At 59.5% G+C, this 15,573-nt stretch carries 17 protein-coding genes; 5 read left to right on the top strand and 12 right to left on the bottom strand.

The features are described 5' to 3' along the window. Positions 1–5: 5 nt before the first annotated feature. Positions 6–1,697, bottom strand: coding sequence for an AMP-binding protein (locus tag AC1RMG_RS05355; protein ID WP_123430767.1), 1,692 nt, complete (start codon positions 1,695–1,697; stop codon positions 6–8). A 162-nt stretch (positions 1,698–1,859) separates the two neighbouring features. Here AC1RMG_RS05355 and AC1RMG_RS05350 point away from each other — a divergent pair, with 162 nt between their 5' ends. Both AC1RMG_RS05350 and AC1RMG_RS05345 read left to right on the top strand, forming a co-directional pair. After that, positions 1,860–2,777 carry a LysR family transcriptional regulator gene (locus tag AC1RMG_RS05350; protein ID WP_011061315.1) on the top strand — a complete coding sequence of 306 codons (918 nt, stop codon included), beginning with the start codon at positions 1,860–1,862 and terminating at the stop codon, positions 2,775–2,777. 37 nt (positions 2,778–2,814) lie between these two features. Continuing rightward, positions 2,815–3,375, top strand: a complete 561-nt coding sequence (locus AC1RMG_RS05345) for a class I SAM-dependent methyltransferase (protein WP_493168770.1) — start codon at positions 2,815–2,817, stop codon at positions 3,373–3,375. Positions 3,376–3,378: 3 nt separating this feature from the next. Here AC1RMG_RS05345 and AC1RMG_RS05340 read toward each other — a convergent pair whose 3' ends face one another. The 7 genes from AC1RMG_RS05340 to AC1RMG_RS05310 form a co-directional block, all read right to left on the bottom strand. After that, positions 3,379–4,323, bottom strand: a complete 945-nt coding sequence (locus AC1RMG_RS05340) for a hypothetical protein (RefSeq protein ID WP_493168613.1) — start codon at positions 4,321–4,323, stop codon at positions 3,379–3,381. Continuing rightward, on the bottom strand, positions 4,310–5,935 hold the full coding sequence (locus AC1RMG_RS05335) for an OLD family protein (protein WP_493168611.1): 1,626 nt from the start codon (positions 5,933–5,935) through the stop codon (positions 4,310–4,312). Before AC1RMG_RS05335 ends, AC1RMG_RS05340 begins: the two co-directional genes overlap by 14 nt. 228 nt (positions 5,936–6,163) lie before the next feature. Continuing rightward, positions 6,164–6,643, bottom strand: a complete 480-nt coding sequence (locus tag AC1RMG_RS05330; RefSeq protein WP_015635622.1) for a copper chaperone PCu(A)C — start codon at positions 6,641–6,643, stop codon at positions 6,164–6,166. Next, entirely contained in the window at positions 6,643–7,248 is a 606-nt protein-coding gene (locus AC1RMG_RS05325; protein ID WP_011061312.1) for an SCO family protein, read from the bottom strand. Before AC1RMG_RS05325 ends, AC1RMG_RS05330 begins: the two co-directional genes overlap by 1 nt. Before the next feature lie 135 nt (positions 7,249–7,383). After that, complete coding sequence (locus AC1RMG_RS05320; RefSeq protein ID WP_015635620.1) at positions 7,384–7,800, bottom strand: NUDIX hydrolase; 417 nt, start codon at positions 7,798–7,800, stop codon at positions 7,384–7,386. A gap of 158 nt (positions 7,801–7,958) precedes the next feature. Continuing rightward, entirely contained in the window at positions 7,959–8,594 is a 636-nt protein-coding gene (locus AC1RMG_RS05315; protein WP_493168768.1) for a LysE family translocator, read from the bottom strand. An 84-nt stretch (positions 8,595–8,678) separates the two neighbouring features. Then, positions 8,679–9,485 (bottom strand): AraC family transcriptional regulator, encoded by an 807-nt coding sequence (locus AC1RMG_RS05310; RefSeq protein WP_123397364.1) that lies wholly within the window; start codon positions 9,483–9,485, stop codon positions 8,679–8,681. A 329-nt stretch (positions 9,486–9,814) separates the two neighbouring features. On the opposite strand from AC1RMG_RS05310, the gene praB reads away from it, so the two are divergent. After that, on the top strand, positions 9,815–10,312 hold the full coding sequence (gene praB, locus AC1RMG_RS05305; protein WP_015635617.1) for an alkane oxidation protein activator PraB: 498 nt from the start codon (positions 9,815–9,817) through the stop codon (positions 10,310–10,312). Positions 10,313–10,392: 80 nt separating this feature from the next. On the opposite strand, the gene AC1RMG_RS05300 is transcribed toward praB, so the two are convergent. Beyond that, positions 10,393–11,475 carry a linear amide C-N hydrolase gene (locus AC1RMG_RS05300; protein WP_373940460.1) on the bottom strand — a complete coding sequence of 361 codons (1,083 nt, stop codon included), beginning with the start codon at positions 11,473–11,475 and terminating at the stop codon, positions 10,393–10,395. A 178-nt stretch (positions 11,476–11,653) separates the two neighbouring features. Between AC1RMG_RS05300 and AC1RMG_RS05295 the strand changes: the two genes are divergently transcribed. Then, positions 11,654–12,487 (top strand): enoyl-CoA hydratase/isomerase family protein, encoded by an 834-nt coding sequence (locus AC1RMG_RS05295; protein WP_493168607.1) that lies wholly within the window; start codon positions 11,654–11,656, stop codon positions 12,485–12,487. Between the two features lie 48 nt (positions 12,488–12,535). Here AC1RMG_RS05295 and AC1RMG_RS05290 read toward each other — a convergent pair whose 3' ends face one another. Next, positions 12,536–13,135 (bottom strand): MliC family protein, encoded by a 600-nt coding sequence (locus AC1RMG_RS05290; protein ID WP_493168605.1) that lies wholly within the window; start codon positions 13,133–13,135, stop codon positions 12,536–12,538. Between the two features lie 181 nt (positions 13,136–13,316). On the opposite strand from AC1RMG_RS05290, the gene AC1RMG_RS05285 reads away from it, so the two are divergent. Beyond that, positions 13,317–13,892 carry a hypothetical protein gene (locus AC1RMG_RS05285; protein ID WP_194237757.1) on the top strand — a complete coding sequence of 192 codons (576 nt, stop codon included), beginning with the start codon at positions 13,317–13,319 and terminating at the stop codon, positions 13,890–13,892. A gap of 656 nt (positions 13,893–14,548) precedes the next feature. Here the strand turns inward: AC1RMG_RS05285 and AC1RMG_RS05280 are convergent. Next, positions 14,549–15,061, bottom strand: coding sequence for an Imm15 family immunity protein (locus AC1RMG_RS05280; protein ID WP_228102342.1), 513 nt, complete (start codon positions 15,059–15,061; stop codon positions 14,549–14,551). 104 nt (positions 15,062–15,165) lie between these two features. After that, the gene (locus AC1RMG_RS05275) at positions 15,166–15,564 is read right to left on the bottom strand and encodes a hypothetical protein (protein ID WP_174394713.1); all 399 of its coding nucleotides are present in this window, start codon (positions 15,562–15,564) and stop codon (positions 15,166–15,168) included. Between the last annotated feature and the right edge of the window lie 9 nt (positions 15,565–15,573).

The following is a 15,573-nucleotide window of genomic DNA, read 5'->3' as shown; positions in this document are numbered from 1 at the left end:
AGGGCTCAGAGCTGTTGTTCCAGCTCGTTCTTCTTGACCTTGCCGGTGGCGGTCATGGGCAGGCTGGCCACCAGGCGGATCTGCGGCACCTTGTAGGCGGCCATCACCTCCTGGCACCAGGCTGCCAGGGCATGCGGGTCCTGGGGCGCATCGGGCTTGAGCACAACGAAGGCCACCGGCTGCTGGCCCCGACGTTCATCGGCGCGGCCGATCACTGCGCTGGCCAGCACCTGCGGGTGCTGGCCGAACAGCGCCTCCAGCTCGCTGGGAAACACGCTCATGCCATTGACCTTGAGCATTTCCTTGCGCCGGCCCAGGTAGCGGATAAACCCTTGTCCGGTGATCTGCCCCAGGTCACCGGTGTGCAGCCAGCCGTCGCGCAGGGCCGCCGCGGACGCCTCCGGGCGCTGCCAGTAACCCTGCAGCAGGGAAGGGCTGCGCACGCACAACTCGCCCTCGGAGCCCAGGGGCAGCAGGGCGCCGCTGTCGAAGTCGCAGACCTTGAACTCGGTACCCGGCACCGGCAGGCCAACGAAGGTTGGCGCGCTTTTGAGGTCGAAGTCGTCGGTCTGCAGGCCGGCGGTAAAGGTGTCGCAGGTGTGGGTTTCGGTCATGCCGAAGCTGAACTCGAACAGAGTGCAGCCGGTTTGCGCGCGCCAGCGCTGGCGATAGTCCGGGGTGAGCTTCTTGACGAAGGAGATGCAGCCGGTGGCCTTCAGGGAGCTCAGGTCGTAGTCGGCGACGCTTGGGTGCTCCAGCACTTCGGCGGCGCTGTCCACCAGCAGCCCGCAATGGCTGACCCGGTAGTGCGCCACCGCCGCCATGAAACCCAGGGCGTCCCAGCGCGCCAGCAGCACCAGGCGGCAGCCGGCGTAGATGGGAAACAGCAGGCCGGCGTTTTCCCCGGCGATCCAGAACTCGGGAAGGAAATTGAGCAGCACGCTGTCCTGCCTCAGGCCCAAGGCCACCGGCACGAAGCTGGCGCAGGTGTAGAGCATGTCGCCGTGGCTATGAATGCAGCCCTTGGGCATGCCGGTGGTGCCACCGGTGTAGTTCAGTGCGGCCATATCGCCCAGGGCAGGACGGTGGGCCGGGGTGGCGGCGCGACAGGCCTCCAGGGCGGGGAAAAAGTCGGTCACCCCCGGGGCCAGGCGCTTGGGCGTCCGCAGCAGGTCCGGCAGGGGAATGCTCGGGGTGGCCGGGCACAACTCGCTGAGGCTGGTGGCCAGGATCGCGCTCAACTCGCAGGCGTCGCTGACCGCCTGCACCACATCCAGCAGTTGGTCGAAGCACAGGATCACCCGGGCGCCGCTGTCCTTGAGCTGATACTCCAGCTCCAGGGTGCGCGCCAGGGGGCTGACCGGCGCGTACACGGCGCCGCACTTGAGAATGCCCCAGAAGCCGATATGCAGTTGCGGGCAGTTGGGCAGGTACACCGCCACCCGGTCCCCGGGGCCGATTCCCTGCTCGCCGAGCAAGGCGGCGCACCGGTCGGACAGCCGGTCCAGCTCGGCAAAGCTCAACTGATAGCCATAGAAGTCCAGGGCCACGGCACTGGCTTGCGACTGCGCCCAGGCCCGCAGGTATTCGGTAAGGGGCTGCTGGCCCAGGGGGTACTGCGGGGTACGCGGCGCGCCTTCGGGCCAGGCGGCCTGCTGCAGGGCGTGAAGGTGCTGCTGATAGGCCGCAAGGTCCATGGTGCCTCCTGAATTGTTGTTATCGGCACGGCCATCTTAGGCAGCGCCCGGGGCACCACAGAACCGACGGTTATTCATCGAGATTCATGAATGCGCTACATGGTTCTGCCGGCGCCGGCCCGCTGCTAGCCTGCTGCGGGTCGAGACTGCGAGGGCACAACCATGAACTCACCGCATGAATGGTCAGGGCTGAGCCGCCTGGACCTGAACCTGTTCCGGGTCTTCGAGGTGGTGTATCAGGAGCGCAACCTGACCCGCGCCGCCTCGGTGCTGCACCTCAGCCAGTCGGCCATCAGCCACGCCCTGGCGCGCCTGCGCGCCCAGCTGGACGACCCGCTGTTCGTCCGCGAAGGCTATGGAGTGGCCCCCACGCCGCTGGCCAAGCAACTGGCCCCGGGGATCCAGGACGCCCTCAGCGGTCTGCGCCGCAGCCTCAACCCGGCCCAGGCCTTCGACCCGTTGCGGGACCGTCGGCGTTTCACCCTGAACATGCCGGAGCAACTGGAGCCGGTGATCCTGCCCTTGATCCTGGCGCACCTGAACCGTGTTGCCCCGCACCTGGAAGTGCGCAGCACCAGCGTGCACTGGGCCGACCTGAAGCTGGAGATGATTGCCGGGCGCATTGACCTGGCCATCGAACTGTCGCGGCTCACCGACCCGCAACTGCAACAGCAACTGCTGCTGCAGGACTCCTTCTGCGTGATGGCCGGCCCCGGCTTCAGCGGCGAACTGACGGTGGAACGCTACCTGGCGGCCGAGCATGTGGCGGTGACCTCCAGGCGCCGGGGCATCTGCGTCGAAGACCTGGCCCTGGGGCACCTGGGGGTGGTACGGCGCATCCGCCAGCACTGCCAGCACTTTCTCACCGCCGCGCAACTGGTGGCCCAGGGCGATGGCCTGCTGACCCTGACCCGCAACAATGCGCAGTTGATCAACGCCGGGCTGGGCAACCGGATTCTCGACATGCCCCTGACCCTGCCCGAGGTCTGCCTCAACCTGTACTGGAGCAAGCAAGTGCAGAACGAGTCGGCCAACCGCTGGCTGCGCGGGCAGTTGCTGGAGCTGGCAGGGCGCAGTTGAACGGTTTGACGCCCGGCCCAAGCGCCGTTGTGCTGTAATTTGCGGCCACACACGCACACCCGAGGCCTTCGAGGGAGAGCAGGCATGGCTGGAGCGCTTTCGCCGGGTCATGGGGCAGGGCGGCCAGGTGCTGGACCTGGGTTGCGGAGGTGGCGAGCCGATTGCGCGCAACCTGATCGAACACCAATGTGCAGTCACCGGCGTCGACAGCTCTGCCACCTTGCTGGACCAGTGCCGCCAGCGCTTTGCCGGGCAGCAATGGATCCACGCTGACATGCGCAGCCTCGCCCTGGACCAGGATTTTGCCGGCATCCTCGCCTGGAACAGCCTGTTTCACCTGAGCCCGGACGATCAGCGCGCCATGTTCGCCGTTTTCGAACGTCACGCCGGCCCGGGCTGCGCCCTGATGTTCACCAGCGGCCCCGAGGCAGGGGAGGCCATCGGCGAATTCGAGGGCCAAGACCTGTACCACGCCAGCCTCTCCCCGGGGGAATACTGCACCTTGCTCGACACCCATGGTTTCGAGGTGGTGCAGCACATCAGCGAAGACCCGGACTGCTGTGGGTTCACCGTTTGGCTGGCGCGGGCGATAGATTGAGGCTCAGAGCACCTTCAGGTTTTTGGCGATGTCCCGCAGGCAGATGCCCAGGGCGCGCTTTTCAACGTTGTGTGGGGCGAAACCGAGGATAAACATCGGGCGTATCGTCAGACTTTTAAGGACATCATCACTTTCATCCAGGGTCTGGATGCGCTTGAGCATGTCGTTCACTTCGCAGCGATGCCATTGATAACGTTCTTGCAGGCGAAAGAAATCGGCGAAATTCTGCCAGGCGCCATCGCCGGTGACACTCACTCGGAGCTCTTCATCAGTGAGCCCGAATATTCCCAGTACGGAGCCCTCCACCTTGAAACTCATCCCGAGAGCTGAATCATCGAATGGGTGCGGAATCGTCTGTTTGGGGTCCTTGGCGCCCTTGATCGTTGTGGAGTTGCAGCGTTCACAACAGGGGATGAGGTTGTACAGCGAAACGGCCAGGTACGGGTAGATCGATTGAGGCAGGAAATGATCCAGAGGTGGGCGCAGCTCCAGCTCCCCTGAGTTCTTTGCCTGTTGTTCGTGGTAGTTCACATGGTTCATATGGCAATAAGGGCAGATACGGAGAGCGTGCTGAGCTACCAGCTTGTAGGCATTCCAGCCGTCATCCTTATTGTCAAATTTCGCATAGTTGAATAGTTCATTGAGCTTATTAAGCAGAAGCTCCATTTGCGGATGATCTTTCCTTTTCTTGCCTCGAGGACGCTTTAATAAGTACTTCGATAGTTCTGGCGCAATGCTTTCGACGTCAGTAATCACACTTCGGAGTTTTTGCACGCCGCCTACGAGAATATCCTCGCGCCTGTCTTTCAACGTTTTGCGCAATTTAGCGGCACAGGTCGGGTAGTCGTCGAGCTCCGTCCAGCGATTGAGCACGTCGTCGAAACGTTTTCCCAGGGTTCTCAAGTGCAGGTCTACGACCTCGGAGGAGAGGGCCTTAAACTTGAGCATCTGATTTCATCCCCAGCACCAACAGTTGATCCATGACATGGGATTGCAGCGTTTCACTGGCCAGGGTTTTGGCGATACTCACGGCCCTGTTCATTTGCTGGGAGTCAAGCCTGCCCATGTTGAGCAGCCTGGACAATTCGCTCAGTCGCTGGGCGTTGCAGTAACCGGTGAAGCTGTCGACCTTAAACACTTTCGTCAGGGTCTGCTTGGCGGTGTACCCGAACGCATTGTCCAATCGCTTGCAGTCTAGGTTGAAGAGCCGATTGGCGGGAGTGTCCGCTACAACCATCAACGAGTGGGTTGAAATGAACAGGTGGGTGCGTTTGGCAACGCTTGGGAACTGCTGAATGAATTCCAGCAAATCGTGAATGTACAGGCTCTGCCATTTCGGGTGCATGAACAACTCGGCTTCATCCAGGCACAACACCAGACTGCTGGCTACAGACTGGAGCCCGAACTCACCGATGGCCTTGGCGACCGAACAGTAGAGGAACATCATACTGGCCTGACCGGAGCTCAGTGTCTCAAAGGAGAGCTCCAGCAGGCCGAGTGCCGCGACTTCAGAAAGCAGACTTTCATGCTGGCGGATCTGCTGACCAATCTGTCGATTCAGGTATGACAAGCTTGCGCTGCGGTTCCAGTGGCGAAGACCGTCAAAGAGTCTTGCGACCACCTCCAGTGCCCGTTGCGCCTCGAGTAACAGTTCCATCAGCAATGGGTCGTTCGAAAGCAGGTTGAGCTGCTCAAGGTTGGATGCAAGGTGATCATCCAACCAAGGCTGGTTTTCTCGGATCATCTTTATCAACGCATCTATCAACTCATGACGTTGATGCTCATAAAACCTGTCGGCCGCACTCAACAGGGTAAAGGACAAGATGAACCTGGTTGCGACCGAAGCGCTTCGATCCAACTCCTGCATATAGTATTTGAGCTCTGGCTGCAGAGCGCTGTACGTCCGAGTACCGCGCCTGCCGTAGGTCCTGAGCGCTTCTACCAGAGAGATCGGCTTGACCGCTATGTTGACCTGGGTCTTGGAAACGAAATCGGCTCGCCCCTTGAGGTAGGGGTAGGCGCTGAATGCTGCGATCGGATCCGATAGTCGGGCCTGCCCCGTTTGTGCGCCGAGGTCCTTGACTCCCCGGGCCTTCAAACGATTCAGTCTGACTCTTTCAAAAGGAGAGGTCGTATAGAAGGCAGTGAAAAAATCAGGCATCGCGGATCTGTCGAGCTCATTCACCCCATCACGAGCTTGCAGTTCGACGCCTTGAAGCGAGATGCCTTTTGCCAGGTGCAGGCCAGTCCGGTCCTCCCACAGCACACTGATGTTCGAGTCTCTACTCCAGTGGGCCAGCCCCTCGCACAACTCAAGTAGCATCGCGGTCTTGCCACTGCCATTTTCGCCGTAAAGCGTGGTGAATGACGCAACGCTCAATTCGCCAGGGGTTGCCGGCGTTGACCGCCGTGCAATCTGCAGGCAGTAAGAAGGCTGATCGGTTATCGGTGATGTGTTCTCAAAAGCCACCTCATAGTCATCGGTGAGCGGTAATACCAACGGTTGCCCTGGCTTATCGGCGAAAAAAAGCACATGAATCACTGTGCGGTCTGGCGACATATCGAATCCTTGATGGTAGTTGCCCAGGTCATGGCGTTCTCGATGATCGATCGGATCAACGCGGGGGAATGGCTTTTAGCCATGTTTTTGGCCAGTGGCGCGTAGAGTGGCATACGGATCGGCGTGGGGAAATAGCTCTGCGTGGTTGAAATCCAGGCAAAAAAAAGCCGCGCTTGCTGAGTCCGGCGCGGCTTGTTCCTGGCTATAGGGCCTGTGTTTCAGCTCACTTTAGTGCTTCATCATGCTGTGGTCCGGCGCATTCAGCGCTCGGGCTTGGGCTTCGACCTTGATGGTTTCCTTCTCGCCCTTGGCGTTTTCCACGGTCAGGGTCAGGGGCACTATGTCGCCGGCCTTGATCTGACCGGTGAGCTCCATGAGCATCACGTGGTAGCCGTGGGTGTCCAGGCTGACTTTCTGTCCGGCCGGCAGGGCCACGGCGTCCACTTGCTGCATGCTCATCACGTCGTTGTGCATGCTCGACTGGTGGATCTGCACGTTCTTGGCCACTGGCGATTGCACCTCAACCAGCTTGCTGTCGCTGCTGGCGGTGAGGTCCATGAAGGCGCCGCTGGCGTGCTGGCCGGCTACGGTGGCGCGGACCCAGGCGTTGTCCACTTGGGTCGCGGCGCTGGCGGTGCCGCCCAGGCCCAGCAGGGAAACCAGCAGCAGGGCAGCTTTGAGACGGGATGGGCGCTGTAGGGAATGCATTAACAAACCTCCATGACGGTGAGCAGGTCTTCCGCGCACTCTTGGGCGGTAAGGGACTGGGAAAGCCCCAGGCGCAAGGTGCCCCGGGAGTCGAAGACGAAACTGGTGGCGGTGTGGGACAGGGTGTAGGTCGAGCCGCTGGGGATCTTTTCGTAGAACACGCCGAATTCCTTGGCGGTGGCTGCGGTCTGCTCCAGGGTGCCGTACAGCGCCTCGAAGCTGGGGTCGAAGGACTTGACGTAGGCGTCCAGCACTTCGGGGGTGTCGCGCTCCGGGTCCAGGGTGATGAACACCACTTGCAGGCGGTCGCCATCACGGCCCATCAGCTTCTTGGCCTGGGCCGCGCGGGCCAGGGTGGTGGGGCACACGGCCGGGCACTGGGTGAAGCCGAAGAAAATCATCGGCATCAGGCCGCGGTAGCTGGACAGCGACTTGGTTTCGCCCTGGGAATCGGTGAGTTTGAAGGTGCGGCCAAGAATCTGATTGCTCAGGTCCTTGCCGTATTTGAAGGACAGTCGGGGACTGTTGTCGCAACCGGCGAGCAGGCCCAGGCCGAGCACTCCGGCGCTGGTGAGCAGGGTGCGGCGAGTCAGCAGAACACTCATGAAATAACGCCCTTTGAACAGCCAGACAGGCAAAAACCCGCGCATGGTAACAAACAGACGAAAGCGGCGGCGGGCTAATTAGACCAATGCCTGCGGCCATCGGTCGCAGGTCGGGAAGGGCCGGGGCGTGGCTGCTCAGCTTTCCAGGGCGGCCATCTGCACCAGGGCGCGCACGGCGCTGCGGGTGGCCTGGGTCAGGGGTTGGGGCAGGCGGTCGAGCTCGAACCAGGCCACATCGCTGTGCTTGTGCGGCTCGCAATTGCGCGCCGGCATGGCCGGGGCCGAGGCCAGGTACACCGGTGATACCCAGTGCTCCTGGCGCAGCGGGTCGATCTGGTCGACCACGCACAACAGGCTCACGCCTTGCAGGGTCAGCCCCAGTTCTTCGTGGATTTCCCGGCGCATGGCCTGTTCCACCGGCTCCAGCCAGTCGACCTTGCCTCCGGGGAGGCCCCAGCAACCGGCTTCCGGGTCGCGCAGGCGCTTGACCAGCAGCAGCTGGCCGTCCCGGACAATCGCGACACCGCACCCCAGGCGTGGCTGTTGTTGCATGGCAGGTCCTCCTTGCACTGTTTCGGCGGGGCAGATACCGGGCAATGCCCGGCAGGCCCGTTCACCGTTGCGACAATATCGGCAGCGGCGCTTTCGGCAGATTATTGCTTTGTTGTTTATTTGTAATGACAGTTGGAAGTCACTGCCCGGGGCGTGGATCAGTGACGCCACACAGTGGCGCCGATCACTAGCAGCGCCAGCAGGATCAGCACCACCCCGGTGCCCCGTTCCAGCCAGGGCAGGGCCCGGGCAAAGCGCTCGCGCACCCGGCGGTTGCCAATGGCCAGGGCCACCAGCACGTCCCACAACAGCACGGCGCTGAACATCCACAAGCCATAGACCAGCTTCCAGCCGGCACTGGTCTGGGGCCCCACCAGGGACGCCAGGCTGACATAGAACAGGGCGTTCTTGGGGTTGAGGATGCCAGAGAGAAAGCCCATGCCCAGGCCACGCCACCAGGTGGCCCGGCCCAGCGGCCGGGCTTCGTCGTTGCCGTCCACCGCGGCCAGTGAACTGGCGCCGGCATGGCGGATAAACAGCCAGCCCATATAAAGCAGGTAGCCGCACCCGGCCAACTGGATCGCCAGGAACAGCGGGCTGCCTGCCCGAAACACCGAGACCCCGGCAAACGCCAGGACGATAAAGGCACCATTGGCCAGGGCGATGCCCAGGCAGGCGCCGGTGGCCGATCGCCACCCCGCGGCCATGGACATGCGTGCTACCAGGAAGAAATCCGGGCCGGGGGAGAGCAGGGCGAGAAAGTGCGCGGCGGCGACCAGCAGGAACTGTTGAATCATGGGTAGAGCCTTCCAGTGACGTGAAAGCCTGGAAGTCTGCGGCGCCGAGAGAGCCGGGGTATTGAAGAAAATTGCGCGGCCTCAGGCCTTGTACAGGCCCGGGGTTACGCCGACATGAGCCTTGAACACTCGCTGAAAATGCGCCTGATCAGCAAAGCCCAGGCGCTGGGCCAGGGCTGCCGACGCTTCCCCGGCCTGCAGCGAAGCGCGGGCCTGGATGATCCGCTGGTTCAACTGGTAGGCATGGGGCGTCATCCCGGTGGCCGCGCGAAAGGCGCGGATCAACTGGTAGCGGCTGATTCCCGCCAGTTCCGCCAAGTGCTCCAGAGGCCCGGCCTGCTGCGGATCACACTGGAGGAAATCCACGACCCGGCGCACACCTGCGCTGGCCCGGGCCGGATCGGCCGCCAGGGCAATCACCGGTTGCTCCCGGGTGGCCAAGCCACCGATGAACTCGATCAGCGCGGCCTCCTTGTGCTGCCAGCTGGCGCTGGAAAACAACAACTGGTTGAGCCGGCAAAAAGCCTGGTAGAGGCCACTGTCGTGGCTCAGCACGACCTGGGAAAGCGCCGACCCATGCTGCTGCGCTTCTTCGCGCACAGCGTCCACCCAGCGCGGGTCCAGGTGCAGCATCTGGTAACTCCAGGCGCTGTCGGGCAGGGGATTGCAGGCATGGGCGCAATCGGCCGGGACAAATACCACGCTGCCAGCCCGGATCCGGGTCGGGCCCTGGGCGCCGCCGCTGAACACACTGACACCCCGGTCCACGGCACCGATGGACACCGTCGGATGGCTGTGGGCCTTGTAGTTGGCGCGGCTGTCACAGGCCCGGCGGCTTTCGACGTAAGGCAGGTTCGGGTCGCGCCAGAATTGGGCGGTGGAGGACATGGTGCGGTTCCGCGAAGGGCTGTAGAGACCGCGGCGACGCGGTGGGCGGGTTAGCCTAACAGGCCCCCCGGCAGGCTTGCCACAGGGTTGAAGGCCGATGGGGAGCCTTGACCGATCGGAGATTGCCAGCTATTTGATTCAAAAAAATATTTCAATGCTGTTTTTGAATTTTGCCCAGGGTGGAGGACTTTCCTTGGCGCCTTGGCCGCTCCCGTGAAATGCAACCGACCTGAAGCTTGGCTGGAAAGGGACGTCCTGCCGTTTTCATGACCTCTCGATCATGGCCATTACCCCGGCGATACACTTCGCCCTATGCGTGAGGAACAACAATGAAAAGCTTGAATAGCCTGATGATCGCAAGTGCGCTTGTCATAGGGTTGTGCTCCACGACCCTGGTGGCCGCTGCACCACACTTTTCACCCCAGGGCCCGTTCTACGGCAACAATGGCACCCTCTCGATAAAACTGCCGTCGTCGTTTCAGGCACAGGTCACCTGTGGCATCAGCCTGAGCGGTTCGATCAACACTCAGGATGAAGCCAAGATCCACAGTGTGTTCATCAGCGGTAGCGGAATCTGCAAGTCCTTGCAGGCAAAGAATCTGCCCTGGATCTTGAAACCGGAAAACGTATTTTCCTTGAAGCTGGAGGGCGTCAGCTTTGTCGTCTCCAATTTCGTACCTGCCAGCAATTGCGGGGCCAATGACATATTCGTGACCTGGAACGGTCCCCTTCAAAAGTTGAGTGCCTTCAACCAGGCCCTCACTGGCAATTGCACACTGGCCACGCTGGATATCACCCTGCAGCCGCCACTGACCCTGGTCCCGTAGCCCCCTCGCGATACCCCGAGCTCCCAGGCCTTGTGGCCTCGGGCGCTCGGGGCACATTGCCTCGGCAGCGTAGAAACCGCTCAGGCACCTTGAAACTTGAAGGCGGGGGTGACCTTGAAGTCGCCGGAGACTTCGCCGGAATAGGTGGTGGATTGGTCCTTGCCCAAGTCGAGCTTCTTCACCTGGCCCGTAGTGCTTGCGAAGTCGATCTTCTTCAGGTCGACCCAAAAGGTATTGGGGGTCAGTGCCGACTCGAAAAAGTACAGCTTGCGTTGATGGTCCACTACAGTGCGCCAGCGAGTGGAGGAGATATTCGGTTCACCCGGGGTGGAGATGCCGTAAGGCACAGAGACGTTTCTGATCACGCTGAACACGCTGGCCAGGGAGACCTGCGGGCTCTCGTCCTTGGGAATAGCGTTGACATAGAAGGAGGCCCGGGCGAAGCGATCCGCGGCGCGGTTGGTGCCCGGCAACATGACGGTGCCGCCAATGGATTTCCAGTAGGCATTGAGGGCCAGCTGTTCATCAAAGGTCGGGGAATTGGTCATGACCTGGAATTCCCGGCCATGGTGAATCACCGGCTTGCCCTTGATGTACTCGATGATCGCGCTGTCCCCCGTGGCGTCGGAAATCGACAGGTGCAGGGTCGCCAGGCGCGTGTCCCCGGGGACATTGGCCGTCACCAGGGTAAAGGGTTCTTTCTTCAGCGCATCCACGGCCTCCGCCACGGTGGCGTAGTTGTCCAGCACATACTGGGCCCAGGCGGCGATGCTGAGGCCCGGCTTGCCGTTGTCGGGCAACGGGTACTGGGACTCCACCAGCCACAGCAGGTTGGTCACCAGGCCTGCCTGGTTGACGCCGTCGGTAGTCGCGATGTCATAGCCCGAGGCAATCACACTGCCGTAGCGCGAGGTCCACTTGATCGAGTTGGCTCCCACCTCACCATTGCGCTGCATGCCCTGCGGGAAGATCCACAGATGGGTCGCCACATCGGTTTTCCAGTCCATGGAACGGGCGGTGATCACGCTCTGGTTGCTTCCCAGGTAGGTCAGCCGGGTGCAGGCCTGGGCGAGGGGCAGGGACAGGATGATACTGCTGAGGGCCAGGACTAAGGCCCTAGGCACGGCTTTCCTGGGCAGTGGCAATACCTTCATTACCTTCATGGTGCTGATTCCTGTTTTATTCGGCCGAGAAGGCGCGGGTCTCTGAATTCATACCAGTCTTTTTCCTTGTCAAGAAAGCCCGGAGTGACCTGAAAATCGCCATAACCTCACTTTTAGCACTGCCTATACTGGATTGCGCAGCCGTTTCACCGCAGGACACACATAAACAGGAGCGTTTATGACTTTCAGCGAAATAGCCTATGAGCAGTCCGGGCCCGTGGTGATCATCCGCTTCAACCGTCCCGAGCAGCGCAACTGCATCGGCCCGGTCACCCACCGCGAGCTGATCGAGGCCTGGACACGCTTTCGCGAGGATGACAACGCCTTGGTGGCAATCATCACCGGCACCGGCGACCGAGCCTTCTGCGCCGGCGGCGATCTCAAGGCGGCCGTGCAACTGGTGCCCAGCAGCGCCGAGGAAATGGCAGCCCACGACCGTGGTGAACGCCCGGGCATCATCGGCCCCAGCCGCTGGACCGAGATCTACAAGCCGATCATTGCCGCGGTCAACGGCGTGGCCTATGCCGGTGGCCTGGAGTGGGCCTGTTTTGCCGACATCCGCATCGCTGAAGAACACGCCTCGTTCGGCGTTACCTGCCGGCGCTGGAACATCGGCCTGGCGGATGGCGGCACCCAGCGCCTGCCACGGATCATCGGCATGGGCCGGGCCATGGAGCTGATTCTCACGGGCAAGGTGATCGACGCCCAGGAGGCGTACCGCATCGGCCTGGTCAACGAAATAGTGCCCAGTGGGCGCTCCCTGAAACGGGCACTGGAGCTGGCCCATGTCCTGGCCGGCCTGCCGCAACCGGCGATGCGTTCGGACAAGGAAGCGGCCGTGCGCGGCTATGGCTTGCCATTGGCGGAGGGCTTGAAGATCGAAGCGCAGTGCTTCAACCGCTCGATCCATCAACCGGAAACCCAGGAAGGGTTGCGGCGGTTCATCGAGCGCGATCATCCGGATCGGGCCAGCCAGCAGTCGCCCGGGACGCCGGGTATTGTCAGGAACTAACCCCCAGGGCTTGGCGGCCTGCACCCGATGCGGTGCAGACGGCAGGGCTCAGCCTGCTTTCTTGCAGATCATCTCTTCAGCCCCATGGCCCCAAGTGACAGCGGCCTCGCCCTGATGCTCCCGGAAGCTCTCGTTCTGCCCTAGGTAACGTGAGCCGCTGGCAGAGCTGGCCTCCAGCATCAGCGATTGCCGGCCTTTATATAAGGCGGTGAGGGAGGGCGGTTCGGTCTGGAAGAAGGTGACACTGATACGGCCATTGCTCGCGCAATCGAACATGACTGGAGCGGAGGAGGTGACCAGCCCATAACCCGTCTGCAGTTCGACGATGCGCCGACGATAGCTACCAGCCACGCAGGCTTGCTGATCATCGGTCTTCCAGCACTCGTCGCGGCCCTTGATCCAGCCACGCTGTTCGGCCTTGAGCACATTGCCACGCTTGCCGGCATTCTTCAGGGCGTCGCGATAAATAGTGGCCAACTTGCGGTCCAGTGCCGCGAGACCAGGGGTCTGGCAGATCAGTGCGGTTATCGACCCGGTCATCTTCTCACTGCAGTTGAATGAAGGACCTTGTTCGGCCGTTGCCAGAGAAGTGGCCAGCAGGGCCGATAAAGCGACACTGCCCACCATTGTTCGAAGGGGAAAGGTCATGGGTAACTCCTGATATCCAATATAACTAAACTAAATATTCATTTAGTTTAGTTATTTATAAGCGTCATATTGTAAGGGCAGGGTAGCTCATCCCGCGAGCCATTCGAAGCTATCCTCACCAGGGGCAGCAATATCGATTATTTAAAATACATATTGAACAACTGGGCAGGAGCCAAGAAACATGACAGGGGAAGATCTGGTCAAGGCAATAGAAAACAATGCAACGCTCATGGGGCTGAAGGATTGTCCTTCCGTGCCCATTCAAATGAGCTGCGCTGTCTACGGGAAGGTGCAAAATGATGTTGGAAACGATGTCATTACAAATAACGGAAGCATGAAATACCAAATCGATCAGGCTCTTTTATTTCGCGGCCTGCACTCGGAGACAGCTGTTTGGCACTTTAGTACGGGACCAGTGGTTCATCATTTTGTCGTGATCCCTTGGTACAGGCAGTCAGCCCCTCAAGGGACCGTGTATACGGTGTTTATGGCCTACGAAGGAAAGTACCTGCTGGTTAATTATGTAAAACATAACAGCCCGGCCCCTGGTGAGATTAAAGGCTACAAGACAGCCTGGACGGAAAACGACTTGAGAACCATGCTCTCTGACTTGCTCACCAAGAGTAGTGCCTGGGAAGAATACTTCGGCAATGTCGGACCGGCCCAGGCGAATATAATCCACTACTACAAATACAAAACAACAACACTAGACTCTGCAGTTTCCAACGTGAATCGATACAGAGAGCTCTGTCGGTAGATTCCTTGGTCGTCCCGGCAATTAGCCAAAGCCCACCTTCAATAGTTCGATATGCAGGTGGGCCACAGTCAGCAACCACCTGAGTTTGAAAGACACACACCACATGTTCACGCGCGGTCGGAATCCGTGGGAGTCACGCAACTGGAAGTTTTTCGGCCCAGGGCCGGTGAAGTCCTGGGTTGGCTACAAGGAGAAAAGGAATCAGGATTCGTTTGTCCAGGATGTCATTGCGAAGGCCCAGACGCGAGCGACAGCAGAGTGATCGAAGCCTGGCTTCAGAAGCTGTTCCTGAGGGTAGGAAGCGTTGCAGCTGAGCCTGGGTAATTCTTGGGTATCGTGACCCACATGAACATGTCATATCTACGCATAATGTATATTATGTTAAATATCATAACTCCAAGGCTCACAGGAGCTGTGATCAGCTATCAGGCTTGGATCACGCATCCGGGCGCTTTCGACGCTTTGAATTGGCGTACCCGAGCTGGTCATTTCCAGTTTTCGAAACCACTCACTGCTCAGATCCACCGATGGCTCGATCTGCACCTATAGGCTTCGACCAAGCCCATGAACGTGACGCAGCGAGCAATCGCATAGCTCCCACCCCATCATTGGAGTGCTTCACCATCGAATCGGATTGGCTGACGAACCCTGTACTCTCATGAAGTCCTGGGTACAGCAAAGACCCTTACAATTTCTTCAGCGCAAGCTGCGTCATAAGATCTGCTTTCATAAAAATCAAAAGCAGTTTCTGCCCCACAGCTGGAAAAATGTTTTTTCACTTCCTTCATCTCCTTCGACGCAAGCCCTCTATCATGTTCTCGTACTTTTTCCAAAAAACTGACTGAAGCTGGCTTTGCGCAAATAAAAATATTGGGTATGAGAACACCTTGCTGCGCCAGCCCTTCAAAGTCTGTAAAAGTCACGGCAAAAAAAACATCTTTACCTGTTGAAACCTTCAAGACTCTTAAAGTATTTAAAACAAACAAAGCGAGCCCTGTCAGGAAATCAGACACCCCGTCGCTGCTCATTTCATCCATCAGGTGCTTTAAGCGACCATACCTTGATACAAGCGGAATCTCTTCAAAGCTTTCATAGCTCTCGAAGAACACGTCCATATCATTGTACGGCTCTTTACTGATTACCTTGTTATAGAGATCTGTAAGCTTCATTACCAGGGGATACTCCATCCGTCGCAGGATGTTCGGGGGGGGAACGTCAGGAAGTTCAATCAACGAGGGTGCGTGCTGGCTGGAACCACTTTCACTGGTATTACCTAGCCCTCAAGCTCATAAACCTCAATATCACGACCAATAACATATAGATCCCCTTCTTCGCGCACTTGATCAATGGATGCTGGATCAGCATCCAAAGCGTAATTTCCATCAATGTCGACACACCAATACTCGTCAAACTTCAACAGCCGAACCCCCGAGCAAATTGAATTGAATTGATGACCGCTAACTTTCGCGCTCAGCTCTTCGACGCCACGGACAACCACTTTGACTTTCTTCCAAACATCCCCATCAATACGATGATCTCTGGCATGAAATACAACCTGTGCTGCGAGTCGTTCGCCTGGCGCAAAATTAAACTCGAACGACAATAGCAAGCCATCTTCAAAACGGTGAAAAGCTTGTAATACCTCACTTATTTTTTCTGCAGTTTCTGACATTTTCATTTA

The organism is Pseudomonas sp. GW822-FHT04H02 (assembly GCF_058800645.1).
This window is presented reverse-complemented; position numbering and strand designations above follow the sequence as displayed.